This is a genomic window from Streptomyces sp. NPDC030143 (genome assembly GCF_055573695.1).
On record NZ_JBVIAY010000023.1, the window covers coordinates 89,691 to 104,966 of the forward strand.

Here is a 15,276-nt window from a genome sequence, read left to right on the forward strand (position 1 = left end):
CGCTCAGGCGGCCACACCGTCCCGGCGAAGCGCTGCGATCTCGTCGTCCGTCATCCCCACGGCACGCAGCACCGCCCCGGTGTGCTCCCCGAGCGCGGGCACAGCCCCCATCCGCGCCTCCGCCCCGCCCGGCAGTGTGATCGGGGGCAGCAGCGCCCGCAACGGCCCGACCGGCGAGTCCACCTCCCGCCACCGCTCACGGGCCGCCAGCTGCGGATGCTCGGCCAGCTCGTGCAGGTCCCTCAGGCGCGCGCAGGCGATGCCGGCGCCCTCCAGTCGCGCCAGCGCCTCGTCGGTGTCCAGTCGCGCCAGCGCCGCGCCGACCAGCTCGTCCGTGCGGTCCCGGTGCGCCACCCGCGCCGCGTTCGTCGCGAACTCCGGTTCGGTCCCCCGCTCCGGCTGCCCGAGGACCCGTTCGGCCAGGCGCCGCCACTCGCGGTCGTTCTGCACCGACAGCAGCACCCGCCCGCCGTCGGCGGTGGGGTAGGCGTCGTAGGGCGCGATCACGGCGTGCGCCAGGCCGGTGCGGGCCGGGGCGGTCCCCCCGTGCAGCACGTGGTGCAGGGGGTGTCCCATCCACTCCGCGAGCGCCTCCAGCATCGACACCTCCACCGGCCCGCCCCGCCCGGTCGCGCCGCGCCGCACCAGCGCCGCCAGCACCCCCGAGAAGGCGTACATGGCCGCCGCGATGTCCGCCGCCGGGACGCCCGCCTTCACCGGCCGGTCGGGCGTCCCGGTCACCGACACCAGCCCGGCCTCGCACTGCACGAGCATGTCGTACGCCCGTTTGCCGGCGTAGGGTCCCGACGCCCCGTACCCGGAGATGTCGACGGCGATCAGCCGGGGGTGCGCCGCGCACAGGGTGGCCGCGTCCAGGCCGAGCCGGGCCGCCGCTCCCTGGGCGAGGTTCTGCACGAAGACGTCCGCGTCCGCGACCAGCCGTCGTACGACGTCCAGGCCGCGCGGGTCCTTCAGGTCCAGGGCGATCGACTCCTTGCCGCGGTTGCACCACACGAAGTGCGAGGCGAGGCCGCGGGCGGCGGTGTCGTAGCCGCGGGCGAAGTCGCCGCCGTCGATCCGCTCGACCTTGATCACCCGGGCGCCCAGGTCGGCGAGCTGCCGGGTGGCGAACGGGGCCGCGACGGCCTGCTCGACGGCGACGACGGTGACGCCCGCAAGGGGCGGGGGGAGCTGGTCCATGGGGTGGATCATGGCTCCCGGCTCACGGGTTTGTCATGCCCGGGGGCGGGCGTGGGCGCGCACGGCCAGCGGCGCGAACACCGCGATCAGCACCAGGCACCAGGCCAGCGAACCGGCGACCGGGTGCGCCACCGGCCAGGCGGCACCCTGGGGCACCGGCGCGTTGTCGAACAGGTCCCGCAGGGCGGTGGTGAGCGCGCTGATCGGGTTCCACTCGGCGAGCGTGCGCAACCAGCCCGGCAGGTGGTCGGTGGGGATGTAGGCGTTGGACAGCAGCGGCAGCATGAACGTCGCACTGCCCAGCTGGCCGGCCGCCTCCTCGCTGCGGGAGAGGATCCCGAGGAAGATCCCCGCCCAGGTGCACGCGAACCGGAAGAGCAGCAGCAGGGCGAGGGCGCCGGCCGCCGCGGGGACGGAGCCCTCCACCCGCCAGCCCACCGCGAGCGCCACCAGCAGGAACGGCACGGTGCCCGCGGCCGTGACGACGAGGTCGGCGACCGCCTGCCCGAGCGGCACCGCCGCCCGGCTCACCGGAAGGGTCCGCAGCCGGTCGGTGACGCCCCGGTGCACGTCCTGAGCCGCCTGGAACATGCCCGTCATGATCCCGTTGGCGGCGGTCGCCACCAGCAGGCCCGGCACGAGGAAGGAGCGGTACTCCGCGCCCGGCATGGCCAGCGCGCTGCCGAAGACGTAGCCGAAGAAGAGCAGCATCGTGACCGGCATGGTCTGGGTGAGGACGACCAGGGCCGGGTTGTTGCGGATCCGCAGCAACTGCCGTCCCAGCATGACGGTTCCGTCGTGGGCGAGGCCGTTCACGCGGCGGCCTCCCCGGCGGCCGTCAGGCGCAGGAACACGTCGTCGAGGGTGGGGGGTCTCAGGCTCGCGTCGAGCAGCGGCACGCCCGCGGTGTCGAGCGCGCGCACCAGCCGGGGCAGGGTGAGCGTGGTGTCGCGGGTGACCGCGCCGACGGCACCGCGGGCGCGGTCGATCGACGGCCGCCCGCCGGTGAGCTGGTCCAGGACGCCCGCCGCCTGCGTCAGCGCGTCCGGGTCGGTGACGACCACCTCCGCGTAGGAGCCGACGAGCGCCTTGAGGTGGCCCGGCGAACCGGTGTGGGCGACACGCCCGCGGTCCACCAGGGCGATGTCGTCGGCGAGCCGGTCCGCCTCCTCCAGGTACTGGGTGGTCAGCAGCACGGTCGTCCCCTCGCGCCGCAGGTCCCGCACGGCGTCCCAGATCCGGTTGCGGCCGGCCGGGTCCAGTCCGGTCGTCGGCTCGTCGAGGAAGAGCACCTCCGGGCGGCGGACCAGGCCGGCCGCGATGTCGAGACGGCGGCGCATGCCGCCCGACCAGGTCGACGCGGGGCGGTCGGCGGCCTCGCCGAGCCCGAAGCGCTCCAGCAGCTCGTCGGCGCGCCGCGCCGGGCCGCGCACCCGGTGCAGCCGGGCGAACAGGCGCAGGTTCTGCCGGCCGGTGAGGTCGCCGTCCACCGAGGCGTACTGGCCCGTGACGCCGATGGCACGCCGTACGGCGGCGGCCTCCCGGACCAGGTCGTGGCCCGCGACCCGGGCCGAGCCGGCGTCCGGCCGCAGCAGCGTCGTCAGGAGACGCACCGCGGTGGTCTTGCCCGCCCCGTTCGGCCCGAGGAGCCCGCAGACCGTGCCCCGCTCGACGGCCAGGTCCAGCCCCCGCAGGGCGACCACCTCGCCGAACCGCTTCCCCAGACCTTCACTAAGTACAGCGTACGTAGTCGTCATGGGGTGACCATAGCGCACTACGTACGTCGTACGTAACTACGATGGTGGCCGAGGTGATGAGCGATGGCGGGCCGAGCGGCCGTACCCGAAGTGATCTGGTCCCGTCCCGAGCGGACGGGACGGGGGCCCAGACCGGCGTACTCGCGTGCGGACATCGCGGCGGCGGCCGTCCGGATCGCCGACGCCGACGGACTCGACGCCGTGACCATGCGTCACGTGGCGGCCGAGCTGGGCTGCGGCACGATGTCGCTGTACAACTACGTCCCCCGCAAGGAGGACCTGTACGAGCTGATGGTGGACGCGGCCGGCGGTGAGCACGAGCTGTGGGAGCCGAGCGGGGACTGGCGCGCCGACATGCTCAGGGTGGGCCGCCAGACCCGGGCGCTGATGCAACGCCACCCCTGGCTGCCCCGGCTGATGTCCCCCGTCCACGGCTTCAGCCCGAACGCGCTGCGCTACCTGGAGCACTGTCTGGCCTGCCTGGACCCGCTGGACATGACCTACGGCACGAAGATGCAGCTCGTCGGGATGCTGAACGGTGTGGTGACCATGTACGTGGCCAACGAGCTGGCGACCGCCGAGCGGGCACGGTCGCTGCCGTGGTCGGTGGAGGAGGAGAACGCGGCGCGGATCGCGTATCTCGGGAGCCAGGTGGCCGGCGGTGCCTATCCCCGGATGGCGGCGGCCTTCGCGGAGGACCCGGGCCCCATCGACCTGGAGGCGGTGTTCGACCTGGCGCTGCACCGGGTCCTGGACGCCTTCGCGCCCCGGCCCGAGCAATGATCCGGGCGCCCCGGATCACCCGGTGGGGCCGGCCGCGCGGCCCGGTACCCGCACCTCGCCGCGTTGCCGGAAGGCCCTGGTAGCTCCGCTCCAGGGACTCTCCCTCTCCGGCGCCTTGCGATGCACGGCACCGGACCACGCGGCCTGATCGGGCGCTCACCGTGCAAGGACCCCCTCAGAGCAGGGTGAACTGGCCCTCCGGGCCCTCCTCGGGGAGGTCCAGCACCGACGCCGGACGGCGGGTCGGGGCTGCGGGCGGCAGGACACCCGCCGCGCACAGCTCCGCCGCCGTCACCGGCGCGGTGATCTCCGCCCGCAACGCCTCGCGCCGCGGCAGCAGCTCCGCCAGCAGGGCCAGGACCGTGATCAGCTCCAGCAGCTCGGAGGTCCAGCTCTGCGGCCAGGTCGCCGGGCGGATCGCGCCGAGGGTGCCGGGCTCGCCCTCGCTCGTGCGGTGCGCGAACCACTGCCCCAGCACCCGGGCGCCGCCCGCCTCGAAGTCCCAGGCCTGCGGCGGCACCGGCGAGATGCGGCCCTCGTCGAGGTGGAGGGTCTCCTCCTCGCGGTCGTAGTGGAGGGTGAGGGGGAAGGCGGGGAGCGGGGCGCGCACGTAGGGGCGCCGGCCGCCGGGCAGCTTGGGGCGTTCGCCGTCGCGGCGCTGGAGCCACAGCAGCCGGCGGCCCAGCTCCACGCCCCGCGACCACAGGCCGGGGTCGCGGGTGAGGGGGACGGTGAGGTCGTCGCCGACGGCGGCCACGATCCAGGCCAGGAGGTCCAGCGGCTCGGGGGAGTGGCCCAGGTGGCCGTACAGGCCCGGGGCCACATTGGGTTCCTCGGCGCCGGGGCGCCGGTAGAGGGGGCGGATCCGGCCGGGGCGCGCGAGCGGGAACCGGGACGTGACGACGACGGGCGGGCCGGGCGCGTACGCCGTCTCCACGACGAAGACCTGCCGGTCGTCCGCCACCCGCCACAGCTCGGGGCGGGCCGCGTCGATCAGGCGGTGGTCGGGGATGAGCCACTGCTCGTCGAGGGGGCCGAAGAGGACCCGGACCGGTTCCGGGCAGGGGCCGACGGCGCGGACCAGCCTCTCGGTGCCGCCGGAGCTCCCCGGGAGCTGGCCGACCGCGGAGTGCAGGGTGCGCGCCCGCGTCGGCTCGAAGAGGGCCTCGCGCTCCGGGCCCTCGGCCTTCACCAGGGCGTCCCAACGGGCCTTCAGGGACGCCGGGTCGGGGGCCGTCGGCCAGCCCCGGCCGAGCCGCGGCGGTGCGACGGACCACGGCATGAGGTCCGCCAGCGGCGGAGCGTCGTCGTGCGTCACGCTGGGCATCGTACGACGGCCTGCGGACGGGCGGGTCAGGTGGCGTCGAGCGTCACCGTGAAGGAGAAGCGGTCGCCGCGGTAGTGGATGACGGCCACGTCCAGCGGGCGGCCGTCGGCGTCGTAGGTGACGCCCGTGTAGTGCAGGATCGGGCTCAGCAGCGGCACCCGCAGCAGCCGCGCCGTCTCCGGGTCCGCCAGGCGGGCCTCCACGGTGTCCGTGATGCGGCTGATGTCCGCGCCCGCGACGTCCCGCAGCACCCGGGTCATCGGCCAGCGGACCAGGTCCTGCGGGTCGAAGAGGGCGGCGACCTCGGGACGGACGTAGTTGCGGGCGTGGTTGGTCGGCTCGCCCGTCGCCTCGTCGGCCCGCAGCCGGTGGTACGTCGCCACCTGCGTCAGGTCCGGGAAGTGCTCGGCCAGTTCGGCGGGGACCTCGTCCCTGCCGTGCTCGAGCAGCTCCGTCACCATGCCGGACTGCTGGGCCACGATCGCGTCGACCGAGCCCAGCAGCCGGACCGGGGCGCCCCGTCGCGCGCTCGGTTCGATGAAGGTGCCGCGCCGGCGGTGGCGGGTGATCAGCCCCTCGTCCTCCAGCTCCTTCAGCGCCTGCCGCATGGTCAGCACGCTCACCCCGTAGTGTCCGGCCAACTGCTCCTCGGTGGGCAGCCGCAGCGGATCGCGGGGCGAGCGGCCGAGTATCGAGGCGCGCAGCGACTGCGACACCTGGTACCAGAGCGGCAGCTTGCGGGTGAGGACGATCGAGTCCGGGGCGAAGGAGGTCACGGGCTATCCGTACCTTTCGCGGTCGGTCAGTGCAACGGGCGGAAGTGCCGCTCGAGGCCCGACCACACGTCGTCGTACCGCTGTTGCAGGTGCTCGGCGCCGGCCGCCCCGGGGGTGAGCGTCAGCGGCCAGCGCGTCTCGAACATGAACGCCAGCCCGTCGTCGACCTTCTGCGGCCCCAGTTCGGCGGCGCTCGCCCGGTCGAAGGTCTCCCGGTCCGGACCGTGCGCCGACATCATGTTGTGCAGCGACCCGCCGCCCGGCACGAACCCCCCCTTCCCGGCCGTCTTCGCGTCGTAGGCGCCCTCGATCAGCCCCATGTACTCGCTCATGACGTTGCGGTGGAAGTACGGCGGCCGGAAGGTGTCCTCGCCCACCAGCCAGCGCGGGGCGAACACCACGAAGTCCACGCCGGCCAGGCCCGGGGTGTCCGACGGCGAGGTCAGCACCGTGAAGATCGACGGGTCGGGGTGGTCGTAGGAGACGGTGCCGATGACGTTGAAGCGACGCAGGTCGTAGACGTACGGGACGTGGTTGCCGTGCCAGGCGACGACGTCCAGCGGGGAGTGGTCGTACGTGGCCGTCCACAGGTTGCCGCAGAACTTGTTGACCACCTCCACCGGGCCCTCGACGTCCTCGTACGCGGCGACCGGGGCGCGGAAGTCGCGCGGGTTGGCCAGACCGTTGGCGCCGATCGGGCCGAGGTCGGGCAGGCGGAAGGGAGCGCCGTAGTTCTCGCAGACGTATCCGCGGGCGGAGGCGTCCAGCAGTTCGACGCGGAAGCGGATGCCGCGCGGAATCAACGCCACATGGCCCGGCTCGGCGTGCAGCAGGCCGAACTCCGTGCGCAGCAGCAGCCCGCCCCGCTCGGGGACGAGCAGCAGCTCGCCGTCGGCGTCGCCGAACACCCGGTCCATCGAGGCGTTGGCGTGGTAGAGGTGCACGGCCATGCCGGTGCGCTGGGCGGCGTCGCCGTTGCCGCCGAGGGTCCACAGGCCCGCCAGGAAGTCCGTCCCGGCCGGAGGCTCGGGCAGCGGGTCCCAGCGCAGCCGGTTGGGGTCGGGCACCGTCTCCGTGAAGGGGGCCGTGCGCAGCGCGCCGTTCGCCGTGCGGGTGAACGCCGGATGCGCCGCCGAGGGGCGGATCCGGTACAGCCACGAGCGGCGGTTGTGGGAGCGGGGCTCGGTGAAGGCCGAGCCGCTCAGCTGTTCCGCGTACAGGCCGAGGGGGGCGCGCTGCGGCGAGTTGCGGCCCTCGGGCAGGGCTCCCGGCACGGCCTCCGAGGCGTGCTCGTTGCCGAACCCCGACAGGTGGGCCAGGCCCTCGGCCGTCTTGCGTACGTCCCCGCTGTTCATGCGTGCTCCCTCGCCGCTGATTCCTATGCAACACCGTAGGATTGCGGTTTCCCGGGCGCAAGAGGTCCGGGTGTCCTCCTGCGGGAGGACGATCATGTCGGCCGAGAACCAGACTCCAGGGGGATCCAGGTGTCGTACCGGTGTTCTAGGCTCCCCGGCATGTCGTGGACGCGTCGAAGGAGCGCCGCGCTCGCGGTCGGTGTGCTGCTGCTGGCCGGATCCGCGGGCTGCGGCTCCAGTGACACACCCGGGTCCGGGGGCGGGCGGAGCCCGGCTGCCTCCCTCTCGCCCGTCGGCACGGTCATGGACCACACGGACGCCGAGGGGCGGCACTACCGGGAGGTGGACGAGAAGGGGGCGCCCCAGGTCGGCCTCGAGGTCGAGCCCGACGCCGACGGCGGCTGGGACGTGCGGCTGAAGGTGCGCGACTTCCGGTTCTCGCCGGCCGGGACGGCACCGGGCGCGGTCACCGGCCGCGGCATCGCCCGGCTCTTCGTCGACGACCGTCCCGTCGCCGACCTGCGCGGTCCCTCCCACCGCATCCCCGCCGGCTACCTCCCGCACGGCACCCACCAGGTCACCGCCCGGCTGTACGCCGACGACGGCACGGTCTGGGCGGTCGACGGCAAGCCGGTCGAGAGCACGGCGGACATCACGGCGTCGGAGCCGGACGCCTCGTCGGGAGTCCCCTCGCGGTCGCCGGCCGACCGGTCGCCCTCCCCGCCGTCCCCCTCCGCCCGGTCGTCCTCCGCGCAGTCCCCCTCCGCACTGAGTGCACCGGGCATCTTTCTGCGTACCCAGGGGAGAGGTTCACCGGACGGCGGCGGAAAGGCATCATGAAGCCCGTGCCCCACGCGACATCGCTACGCCGTGCGCCCGTGCAGCGGCGCAGTGCCGAACGCCTGACCAGAATTCTGGACGCCTGCGCCGACCTCCTCGACGAGGTCGGCTACGACGCTCTGAGCACCCGTGCCGTCGCCCAGCGCGCCGGCGTCCCGATCGGATCCGTCTACCGCTTCTTCGGCAACAAGCGGCAGATGGCCGACGCGCTCGCCCAGCGCAACCTGGAGCGCTACTCGGAGCGGGTCACCGAGCGCCTGAAGGAGGCCGACCGGGGCGACTGGCGGGCCGCCATGGACGCCGTGCTCGACGAGTACCTGGCCATGAAGCGCACCGCGCCCGGCTTCTCGCTCGTCGACTTCGGCAACCAGATCCCGGTCGGGGCGCGCGGCGAACCCAACCACCGCGTCGCCGACCGTCTCGGCCTGCTCCTCGCCGACTACCTCGACCGTGAGGCCGACGAGGACCTGAACCGCACCTTCCTGATCGCCGTCGAGACCGCGGACACCCTCGTCCACCTGGCCTTCCGGATGGATCCGGAGGGCGACGCCAAGGTGATCGAGGAGACGCGGGAGCTGCTGCGGGCCTACCTCGCACGGGTACTGGACTGACGGACGGCGGCCACCCCTCCCCGGATGGCATACCGGTCGGTATGCTCACTCGGGACAGGCACCGCTGCCCCCGGGAGGACCCGTGCCCCGCACCGCCCTGCGAATCTGCCCCCTGTGCGAGGCCACCTGCGGGCTGACGCTCACCATCGAGGGGACACGGGTCACCGGCGCCCGGGGTGACCGCGACGACGTGTTCAGCAAGGGGTTCATCTGCCCCAAGGGCGCCTCCTTCGGGGCCGTCGACGGCGACCCCGACCGGCTGCGCGCCCCGCTGGTGCGCCGCGACGGCGAGCTGCGCGAGGCCACCTGGGAGGAGGCCTTCGACGCGGTCGCCGCCGGACTCCGCCCGGTTCTCGAGCGGTACGGGCCGCACGCCGTCGGTGTCGTCCTCGGCAACCCCAACGTGCACACCATGGCCGGCGCGCTCTACCCGCCGGTGCTCATCGCCGGGCTCGGCACCCGCAGCCTGTTCACCGCCTCCACGGTCGACCAGATGCCCAAGCACGTCTCCAGCGGACTGCTCTTCGGCGACGCCAACGCCATCCCCGTGCCCGACCTCGACCGCACCGACCACCTGCTGCTCATCGGCGCCAACCCGCTGGAGTCCAACGGCAGTCTGTGCACCGCCCCCGACTTCCCCGGCCGGCTCAAGGCGCTCAAAGCCCGCGGCGGCACCCTCACCGTCGTCGACCCGCGCCGCACCCGCACCGCGCGGCTCGCCGACCGGCACCTCGCGATCCGCCCCGGCACCGACGCCCTGCTGCTCGCGGCGATGGCCCGGGTGCTGTTCGAGGAGGACCTCGTCGCGCTCGGCGAGCTGACCGGGCACGTCCAGGGGATCGAGGAGCTCGCCGCCGCCGTGCGGGACTTCACCCCGGAAGCCGTGGCCGACGCCTGTGACGTCGACGCCGGGACGATCCGCGCGCTCGCCCGCGAACTCGCCGCCGCCCCCACCGCCGCCGTCTACGCCCGCATCGGCAGCTGCACCGTCCCGCACGGCACCCTCGCCAGCTGGCTCGTCGACGTCCTCAACATCCTCACCGGCAACCTGGACCGGCCCGGCGGTGCCCTCTTCCCGCAGGCCGCCACCGACAGGACGCCCCGGCCCGCCGGCCCCGGCCACGGCTTCGCCCTCGGCCGCTGGCACTCCCGGGTGAGCCGCCACCCGGAGGCCAAGGGCGAGCTGCCGCTGTCCTCGCTCGCCGAGGAGATCGACACCGTCACCGCGGAGGGCGAGCCGATCCGGGCGGTGATCGCGATAGCCGCCAACCCCGTCCTCTCCGCGCCCGACGGCGACCGGCTCGACAAGGCGCTCGACTCGCTGGACTTCATGGTCAGCGTCGACCCCTACCTGAACGAGACCGCGCGTCACGCCGATGTCGTCCTGCCCCCGCCGCCGCCCTCCCAGAGCCCCCACCACGACTTCGCCTTCAACACCCTCGCGGTGCGCCACCAGGTCCGCTACACCCGCCCCGCGGTGCCCCTCGAACCCGGCCGGATGGCCGAGACCGAGATCCTCGCCCGGCTGGTCCTCGCCGCGACCGGCATGCACGGCGCCGACCCGTCCGCCGTGGACGACCTGGTCGTCGGGCAGACCCTCGGCAAGGCCGTGCGCGAAAACCACTCGCCCGTGCACGGCCGTGACCCGGAGGAGCTGGCCGCGCTGCTCACCGGCGAGAGCGGCCCGGAACGCCGCCTCGACATGATGCTGCGCCTCGGCCCCTACGGCGAGGGCTTCGGCGCGCGGCCCGACGGACTGAGCCTGGACAGGCTGCTCGCCCACCCGCACGGCATCGACCTCGGGCCGCTGCGCCCGCGTCTGCCGCAGCCCCTGAAGACCCGCAGCGGGCGCATCGAGCTGCTGCCCCGGCCGATCGTCGACGACCTCCCCCGGCTGCGGGAGGCGCTGCGGCGACAACCCGAGGGGCTCGTCCTGGTCGGGCGCCGCCATCTGCGCTCCAACAACAGCTGGATGCACAACGTCCCCGCCCTCACCGGCGGCAGCAACCGCTGCACCCTGCACCTGCACCCCGAGGACGCCGAGCGGCTCGGTGTGCGCGACGGCGAGCCGGTGCGGGTGAAGGGCGCCGGAGGAGAGGTGACCGCGCCGGCCGAGGTCACCGACGCCGTCCGCCCGGGAGTGGTGAGCCTGCCGCACGGCTGGGGCCATGACCGGCCCGGCACCCGCCTCGGCCACGCCGTGCTCGACCCCGGAGTCAACGTCAACCAGCTCCTCGACGGCAGCCTGCTCGACCCCCTCTCGGGCAACGCGGTCCTCAACGGAGTGCCCGTGGAGGTCGCCCCGCTGACCGAAAAGCTCACCCCGCTGACCTGAGCAAAGCCGTGACCAGGAGTTTTGCGCTTATTGCTCGCACGTCAACGTCTTGTTAACACCGTTTGAACGGTCCTAACGTCAACGCACCGCCGACCCCCAGGTGGGATGTTCAAGGGCGAACGTTAGGTATCCACTCATGCTGACCATCCTCGGCTTCGCCATGATCGCGACCTTCCTGGTCCTGATCATGCTGAAGAAGATGTCGCCGATCGCGGCGCTCGTACTGATCCCCGCACTCTTCTGTGTCTTCGTCGGAAAGGGCGCCAAGCTCGGCGACTACGTCATCGAGGGAGTGGGCAACCTCGCGCCCACCGCCGCGATGCTGATGTTCGCCATCGTCTACTTCGGCGTCATGATCGACGTCGGCCTGTTCGACCCGATCGTCCGGGGCATCCTGAAGTTCTGCAAGGCCGACCCGCTGCGCATCGTCGTCGGTACGGCTCTGCTCGCCGCGATCGTGTCGCTGGACGGCGACGGCTCCACCACCTTCATGATCACCGTCTCGGCGATGTACCCGCTGTACAAGCGCCTGAAGATGAGCCTGGTCGTGATGACCGGTGTCGCCGCCACCGCCAACGGCGTGATGAACACGCTGCCCTGGGGCGGTCCGACCGCCCGCGCCGCCACCGCGCTCAAGCTCGACGCCGGCGACATCTTCGTCCCGATGATCCCGGCGCTCGCCGTCGGTCTGCTCTTCGTGATCGTCCTCTCGTACTTCCTCGGCCTGCGCGAGCGCAAGCGGCTCGGAGTGCTCAGCCTGGACGACGTCCTGCAGCAGGAGAAGCTCGTCAAGGACGAGGAGGAGCAGCAGGAGACCGAGGCCGTCCTGGTCGGCGCCGGCGCCTCCGGCGGCTCGGGCAAGGTCCGCCTGACGAAGGCCACCGGCGGGGCCGGCTCGGGCACCGACGCGGACGACGCCGAGGACGACACCGACGACCCCCGCCTCCAGGGCCTCGACCCCGACCGGCCGACGCTGCGCCCCAAGCTGTACTGGTTCAACGCGCTGCTCACCGCGACCCTGCTCACCGCGATGATCATGGAGTGGCTGCCGATCCCGGTGCTGTTCCTGCTCGGTGCCGCGCTCGCGCTGACCGTCAACTTCCCCCACATCCCCGACCAGAGGGCCCGGCTCGCCGCCCACGCCGACAACGTCCTCAACGTCTCCGGCATGGTCTTCGCCGCCGCCGTCTTCACCGGCGTCCTGCAGGGCACCGGCATGGTCGACTCCATGGCCAAGTGGATCGTCGACAGCATCCCCGGCGGCATGGGCCCGCACATGGCGCTCGTCACCGGCTTCCTGAGCCTGCCGCTGACGTACTTCATGTCCAACGACGGCTTCTACTTCGGCGTCCTGCCGGTGCTCGCCGAGGCGGGTGCCGCGCACGGCGTGTCGCCGCTGGAGATCGCCCGCGCCTCGCTCGTCGGCCAGCCGCTGCACATGTCGAGCCCGCTGGTCCCGGCCGTGTACGTCCTCGTCGGCATGGCGAAGGTCGAATTCGGCGACCACACCAGGTTCGTGGTGAAGTGGGCCGCCCTCACCTCCCTGGTGATCCTGGGCTCCGGCATCCTGTTCGGCATCATCTGACCCCCTCGGAGGACCCGACCATGAGGCCCGGTGGGAACCGGGGCTGGCTGCTCCGCCTCGTCATCGCCTTCGGCTTCGCGCAGGGGGCGGTGTCGATGGCCCGGCCCGCCGTCTCCTACCGGGCCCTCGCGCTGGGCGCCGACGAACGGGCCATCGGCGTCATCGCGGGCGTGTACGCGCTGCTGCCCCTGTTCGCCGCCGTCCCGCTGGGCCGCCGCACCGACCACGGCCGCTGTGCGCCGCTGCTGCCGGCCGGGGTGGTCCTGATATCCGGCGGCTGCGCGCTCAGCGGGGGCGCCGGGTCCCTCTGGACGATGGCCCTGTGGAGCGGGGTGATGGGCCTCGGGCACCTGTGCTTCGTCATCGGCTCGCAGTCGCTCGTCGCCCGCCGGTCCGCGCCGCACGAACAGGACCGCAACTTCGGGCACTTCACCATCGGCGCCTCCCTCGGCCAACTCGTCGGTCCGGTCGCGGCGGGTGCCCTGATCGGCGCTCACGACATGGCCGGCAGCAGCGCGCTGGCGCTGCTCGTCGCGGGGGCGGGCGCCGCGGTCGCGTTCACCTCCCTGTGGCGCATCGAGCACCGGGACACCGCGCCCGCGTCCCGTACCGGGCGGGGCGAGCGGGTGCCCGTCGGCCGCATCCTGCGCACCCGCGGCGTGCCGGCCGGCATTCTCGTGAGCCTCTCCGTGTTGTCGGCGACCGACATCCTCACCGCCTACCTGCCGGTGGTCGGCGAGGACCGGGGCATCGCGCCGTCCGTCGTCGGCGTCCTGCTCAGCCTGCGCGCGGCGGCCAGCATCGCCTGCCGGCTGGTGCTCACCCCGCTGCTGCGGCTCCTCGGCCGGGCCGCGCTGCTGACCGTGACCTGCCTGCTCGCCGCCCTGCTGTGCGCCGGGATCGCACTGCCGGTGCCGCTGTGGGGGCTCGCCGCGATCCTGGTCGTCCTCGGCTTCTGCCTGGGCGTCGGCCAGCCGCTGTCCATGACGACGGTCGTCCAGGCCGCCCCCGACGGCGCCCGCTCCACGGCCCTCGCCCTGCGCCTGACCGGCAACCGCCTCGGCCAGGTCGCCGCGCCCGCCGGAGCCGGCCTGGTCGCCGGGGTGGCGGGGGTGGCCGCGCCCTTCCTGCTGCTCGGCGTGCTGCTGTTCCTGTCGGCGGGGGTCGCCCTGCGCGCGCCGGCCGTCCCGTAGGGCGCCGGGGAGCCGCGAACCGCCCGCCGGGGCAGACGGACCGAGCCGGGCGCACGGCGGCCGCGGAGGACCTGAGGGCCCGTCACGAGTGCGGGACGGCGGGGGCGGGCGAGCCTGAGGCGTCCTCAGGGTGCGGGGGAGTGCAGGGGTCGTGGGGTCGGGGCAGGTCTGAGGTGTGTCCTCAAGGGTGAGGTGCGGGAGGGCGTCGGCGCGCGGGGCGGTCCGAGAAGACCCGAGGCACTCTCAGGGGCGTGGAGGGCAGGGATCCGCGGCGGTCGGGGAGCCCGAGACCGCCTTCGGGGTTCGGGGGGGGGCGCCGGGTTCGCGGCGGCCGGAGTAGATCTGAAGTGCCCTCAGGTGCGCGCGTCCGGCCCGGTCTTGCGCCGGTCGGGGGATATCCGACGGCGCGTCGGAGCGTGCTCCCGCACCGGTGACGCGGATGTGAAAGAGAGTCAAGTGAAAGCGCGATTTGTATGAAAATCGTCTGACTCGGAGGAACATCCATGCCCACCTCGATGCTCCCGTCCGCCGTCGGCAGCCGCCTCGGCGTCGCGGCCCTCACGGCCCTCACCGCGGCCGGGGCCACCTGGCTCGCGGCGCCGACCGCCACGGCCGCTCCCGGAGACGGCGCCGACATCAGGATCCACCATGAGCGCGTGCCGTTCGGGGTGTCGAAGGACGACCCCGTGGTCTGCCGCTTCTACCTCGACGCCGCGAACTTCGGCGAGCTGACGAGCGTCGCGTACACCATCCAGGCCCAGCCCCCGCTGCCCACCGCCGCCATCGTGACCGGCACCATCACCCTCGCCGGGGGCGCCGGACACACCGACACGCTGGGGCTGGCCGACGGGCAGTACAAGCTCGTGTGGACCGTCGTGGGCGGCACCGGGCCGCGGGAGAAGATCTTCCGCGTCGACTGCGACGACGAGCGGCGCCAGGGCGACGGCCAGGGATTCAACGGCCCCGGTTCCAACGGTCCGGGCTCCAACGGCCCCGGTTCCAACGGTCCGGGCTCGAACGGTCCGGGCTTCGACGGTCGGGGCCGGGACGGGTCGTCGAGCAGCCGGGGCGAGGACCCCAGCCGCCCGATCCAGGACGGTGGCCAGAGCTCGGGCAGCCGCTCCGGTGAGGGCCCGAAGGGCGGCGTCCACGCCGGCGGCGGCGGTCTCATCGACCCGACGAAGGCCTTCACGCCGCTCAGCGCGGCCGCCGCCGTGGGCCTGGTGGTCGTCGGGGGCGCCGCGTACATGCGGATGGTCCGCCGACGCTCGCACGGTGCCGCGTAGGCGCGGACGCAGGCCCTGGTACCGGACCCGGGCCTACCGGCTCGGGGGGGGAGGGGGGGGGGGGGGGGGGGTGGGGGGGGAGGGGGGGGGCGGGGGGGGGGGGGGGGGGGGGGTGGGGGGGGGGGGGGTGGGTGGGGGGTGGGCCGGGTCCCCCCCCCCCCCCCCCCCCCCCCCACCGCCGCTGTACCGGGCGCGGGGCGTCCCGGCACAGGTGCGGGGCGGGACCCG

At 73.9% G+C, this 15,276-nt stretch carries 13 protein-coding genes; 7 read left to right on the forward strand and 6 right to left on the reverse strand.

What is annotated here, in order from left to right; genetic code table 11:
* Positions 1–3 precede the first annotated feature (3 nt).
* Genes ACZ4YY_RS30735 through ACZ4YY_RS30745 form a run of 3 tightly spaced genes read right to left on the reverse strand, consistent with a single transcriptional unit; the run spans position 4 to position 2,957 of the window.
* Positions 4–1,200, reverse strand: coding sequence for a CaiB/BaiF CoA transferase family protein (locus ACZ4YY_RS30735; RefSeq protein ID WP_468297721.1), 1,197 nt, complete (start codon positions 1,198–1,200; stop codon positions 4–6).
* A 33-nt stretch (positions 1,201–1,233) separates the two neighbouring features.
* Positions 1,234–1,986 carry an ABC transporter permease gene (locus ACZ4YY_RS30740; RefSeq protein WP_468297768.1) on the reverse strand — a complete coding sequence of 251 codons (753 nt, stop codon included), beginning with the start codon at positions 1,984–1,986 and terminating at the stop codon, positions 1,234–1,236.
* 26 nt (positions 1,987–2,012) lie between these two features.
* Complete coding sequence (locus tag ACZ4YY_RS30745) at positions 2,013–2,957, reverse strand: ATP-binding cassette domain-containing protein (RefSeq protein WP_468297724.1); 945 nt, start codon at positions 2,955–2,957, stop codon at positions 2,013–2,015.
* Positions 2,958–3,020: 63 nt separating this feature from the next.
* Here ACZ4YY_RS30745 and ACZ4YY_RS30750 point away from each other — a divergent pair, with 63 nt between their 5' ends.
* On the forward strand, positions 3,021–3,740 hold the full coding sequence (locus ACZ4YY_RS30750) for a TetR/AcrR family transcriptional regulator (protein WP_468297726.1): 720 nt from the start codon (positions 3,021–3,023) through the stop codon (positions 3,738–3,740).
* 175 nt (positions 3,741–3,915) lie between these two features.
* On the opposite strand, the gene ACZ4YY_RS30755 is transcribed toward ACZ4YY_RS30750, so the two are convergent.
* The 3 genes from ACZ4YY_RS30755 to hmgA are packed head-to-tail and all read right to left on the reverse strand — an operon-like array spanning position 3,916 to position 7,198.
* Complete coding sequence (locus tag ACZ4YY_RS30755; RefSeq protein WP_468297729.1) at positions 3,916–5,067, reverse strand: type ISP restriction/modification enzyme; 1,152 nt, start codon at positions 5,065–5,067, stop codon at positions 3,916–3,918.
* A 26-nt stretch (positions 5,068–5,093) separates the two neighbouring features.
* The gene (locus ACZ4YY_RS30760; protein WP_468297732.1) at positions 5,094–5,843 is read right to left on the reverse strand and encodes a GntR family transcriptional regulator; all 750 of its coding nucleotides are present in this window, start codon (positions 5,841–5,843) and stop codon (positions 5,094–5,096) included.
* Between the two features lie 26 nt (positions 5,844–5,869).
* Positions 5,870–7,198, reverse strand: coding sequence for a homogentisate 1,2-dioxygenase (gene hmgA, locus ACZ4YY_RS30765; RefSeq protein ID WP_468297735.1), 1,329 nt, complete (start codon positions 7,196–7,198; stop codon positions 5,870–5,872).
* A 159-nt stretch (positions 7,199–7,357) separates the two neighbouring features.
* Here hmgA and ACZ4YY_RS30770 point away from each other — a divergent pair, with 159 nt between their 5' ends.
* The 6 genes from ACZ4YY_RS30770 (at position 7,358) to ACZ4YY_RS30795 (ending at position 15,048) form a co-directional block, all read left to right on the forward strand.
* Entirely contained in the window at positions 7,358–8,038 is a 681-nt protein-coding gene (locus tag ACZ4YY_RS30770; RefSeq protein ID WP_468297738.1) for a hypothetical protein, read from the forward strand.
* The gene (locus ACZ4YY_RS30775) at positions 8,035–8,649 is read left to right on the forward strand and encodes a TetR/AcrR family transcriptional regulator (RefSeq protein ID WP_468297741.1); all 615 of its coding nucleotides are present in this window, start codon (positions 8,035–8,037) and stop codon (positions 8,647–8,649) included. Before ACZ4YY_RS30770 ends, ACZ4YY_RS30775 begins: the two co-directional genes overlap by 4 nt.
* An 82-nt stretch (positions 8,650–8,731) precedes the next feature.
* Positions 8,732–10,984 carry a molybdopterin oxidoreductase family protein gene (locus tag ACZ4YY_RS30780; RefSeq protein ID WP_468297743.1) on the forward strand — a complete coding sequence of 751 codons (2,253 nt, stop codon included), beginning with the start codon at positions 8,732–8,734 and terminating at the stop codon, positions 10,982–10,984.
* A gap of 136 nt (positions 10,985–11,120) precedes the next feature.
* The gene (locus ACZ4YY_RS30785; RefSeq protein ID WP_468297746.1) at positions 11,121–12,569 is read left to right on the forward strand and encodes a CitMHS family transporter; all 1,449 of its coding nucleotides are present in this window, start codon (positions 11,121–11,123) and stop codon (positions 12,567–12,569) included.
* 20 nt (positions 12,570–12,589) lie between these two features.
* A complete protein-coding gene (locus tag ACZ4YY_RS30790) occupies positions 12,590–13,762 on the forward strand; it encodes an MFS transporter (protein ID WP_468297749.1) in 1,173 nt (390 codons plus the stop codon).
* Positions 13,763–14,265: 503 nt separating this feature from the next.
* Positions 14,266–15,048: a hypothetical protein gene (locus ACZ4YY_RS30795; protein WP_468297752.1), complete on the forward strand. Its 783-nt coding sequence runs from the start codon at positions 14,266–14,268 to the stop codon at positions 15,046–15,048.
* The last annotated feature ends 228 nt before the right edge of the window (positions 15,049–15,276 follow it).

Coding starts and splice junctions, on each gene's coding strand:
- ACZ4YY_RS30750 (WP_468297726.1), top strand. CDS start 3,021: ATGGCGGGCCGAGCGGCCGTACCCGAAGTGATCTGGTCCCGTCCCGAG.
- ACZ4YY_RS30775 (WP_468297741.1), top strand. CDS start 8,035: ATGAAGCCCGTGCCCCACGCGACATCGCTACGCCGTGCGCCCGTGCAG.
- ACZ4YY_RS30785 (WP_468297746.1), top strand. CDS start 11,121: ATGCTGACCATCCTCGGCTTCGCCATGATCGCGACCTTCCTGGTCCTG.
- ACZ4YY_RS30740 (WP_468297768.1), bottom strand. CDS start 1,986: ATGCTGGGACGGCAGTTGCTGCGGATCCGCAACAACCCGGCCCTGGTC.
- ACZ4YY_RS30755 (WP_468297729.1), bottom strand. CDS start 5,067: ATGCCCAGCGTGACGCACGACGACGCTCCGCCGCTGGCGGACCTCATG.
- ACZ4YY_RS30745 (WP_468297724.1), bottom strand. CDS start 2,957: ATGACGACTACGTACGCTGTACTTAGTGAAGGTCTGGGGAAGCGGTTC.
- hmgA (WP_468297735.1), bottom strand. CDS start 7,198: ATGAACAGCGGGGACGTACGCAAGACGGCCGAGGGCCTGGCCCACCTG.
- ACZ4YY_RS30795 (WP_468297752.1), top strand. CDS start 14,266: ATGCCCACCTCGATGCTCCCGTCCGCCGTCGGCAGCCGCCTCGGCGTC.
- ACZ4YY_RS30735 (WP_468297721.1), bottom strand. CDS start 1,200: ATGGACCAGCTCCCCCCGCCCCTTGCGGGCGTCACCGTCGTCGCCGTC.
- ACZ4YY_RS30790 (WP_468297749.1), top strand. CDS start 12,590: ATGAGGCCCGGTGGGAACCGGGGCTGGCTGCTCCGCCTCGTCATCGCC.
- ACZ4YY_RS30770 (WP_468297738.1), top strand. CDS start 7,358: ATGTCGTGGACGCGTCGAAGGAGCGCCGCGCTCGCGGTCGGTGTGCTG.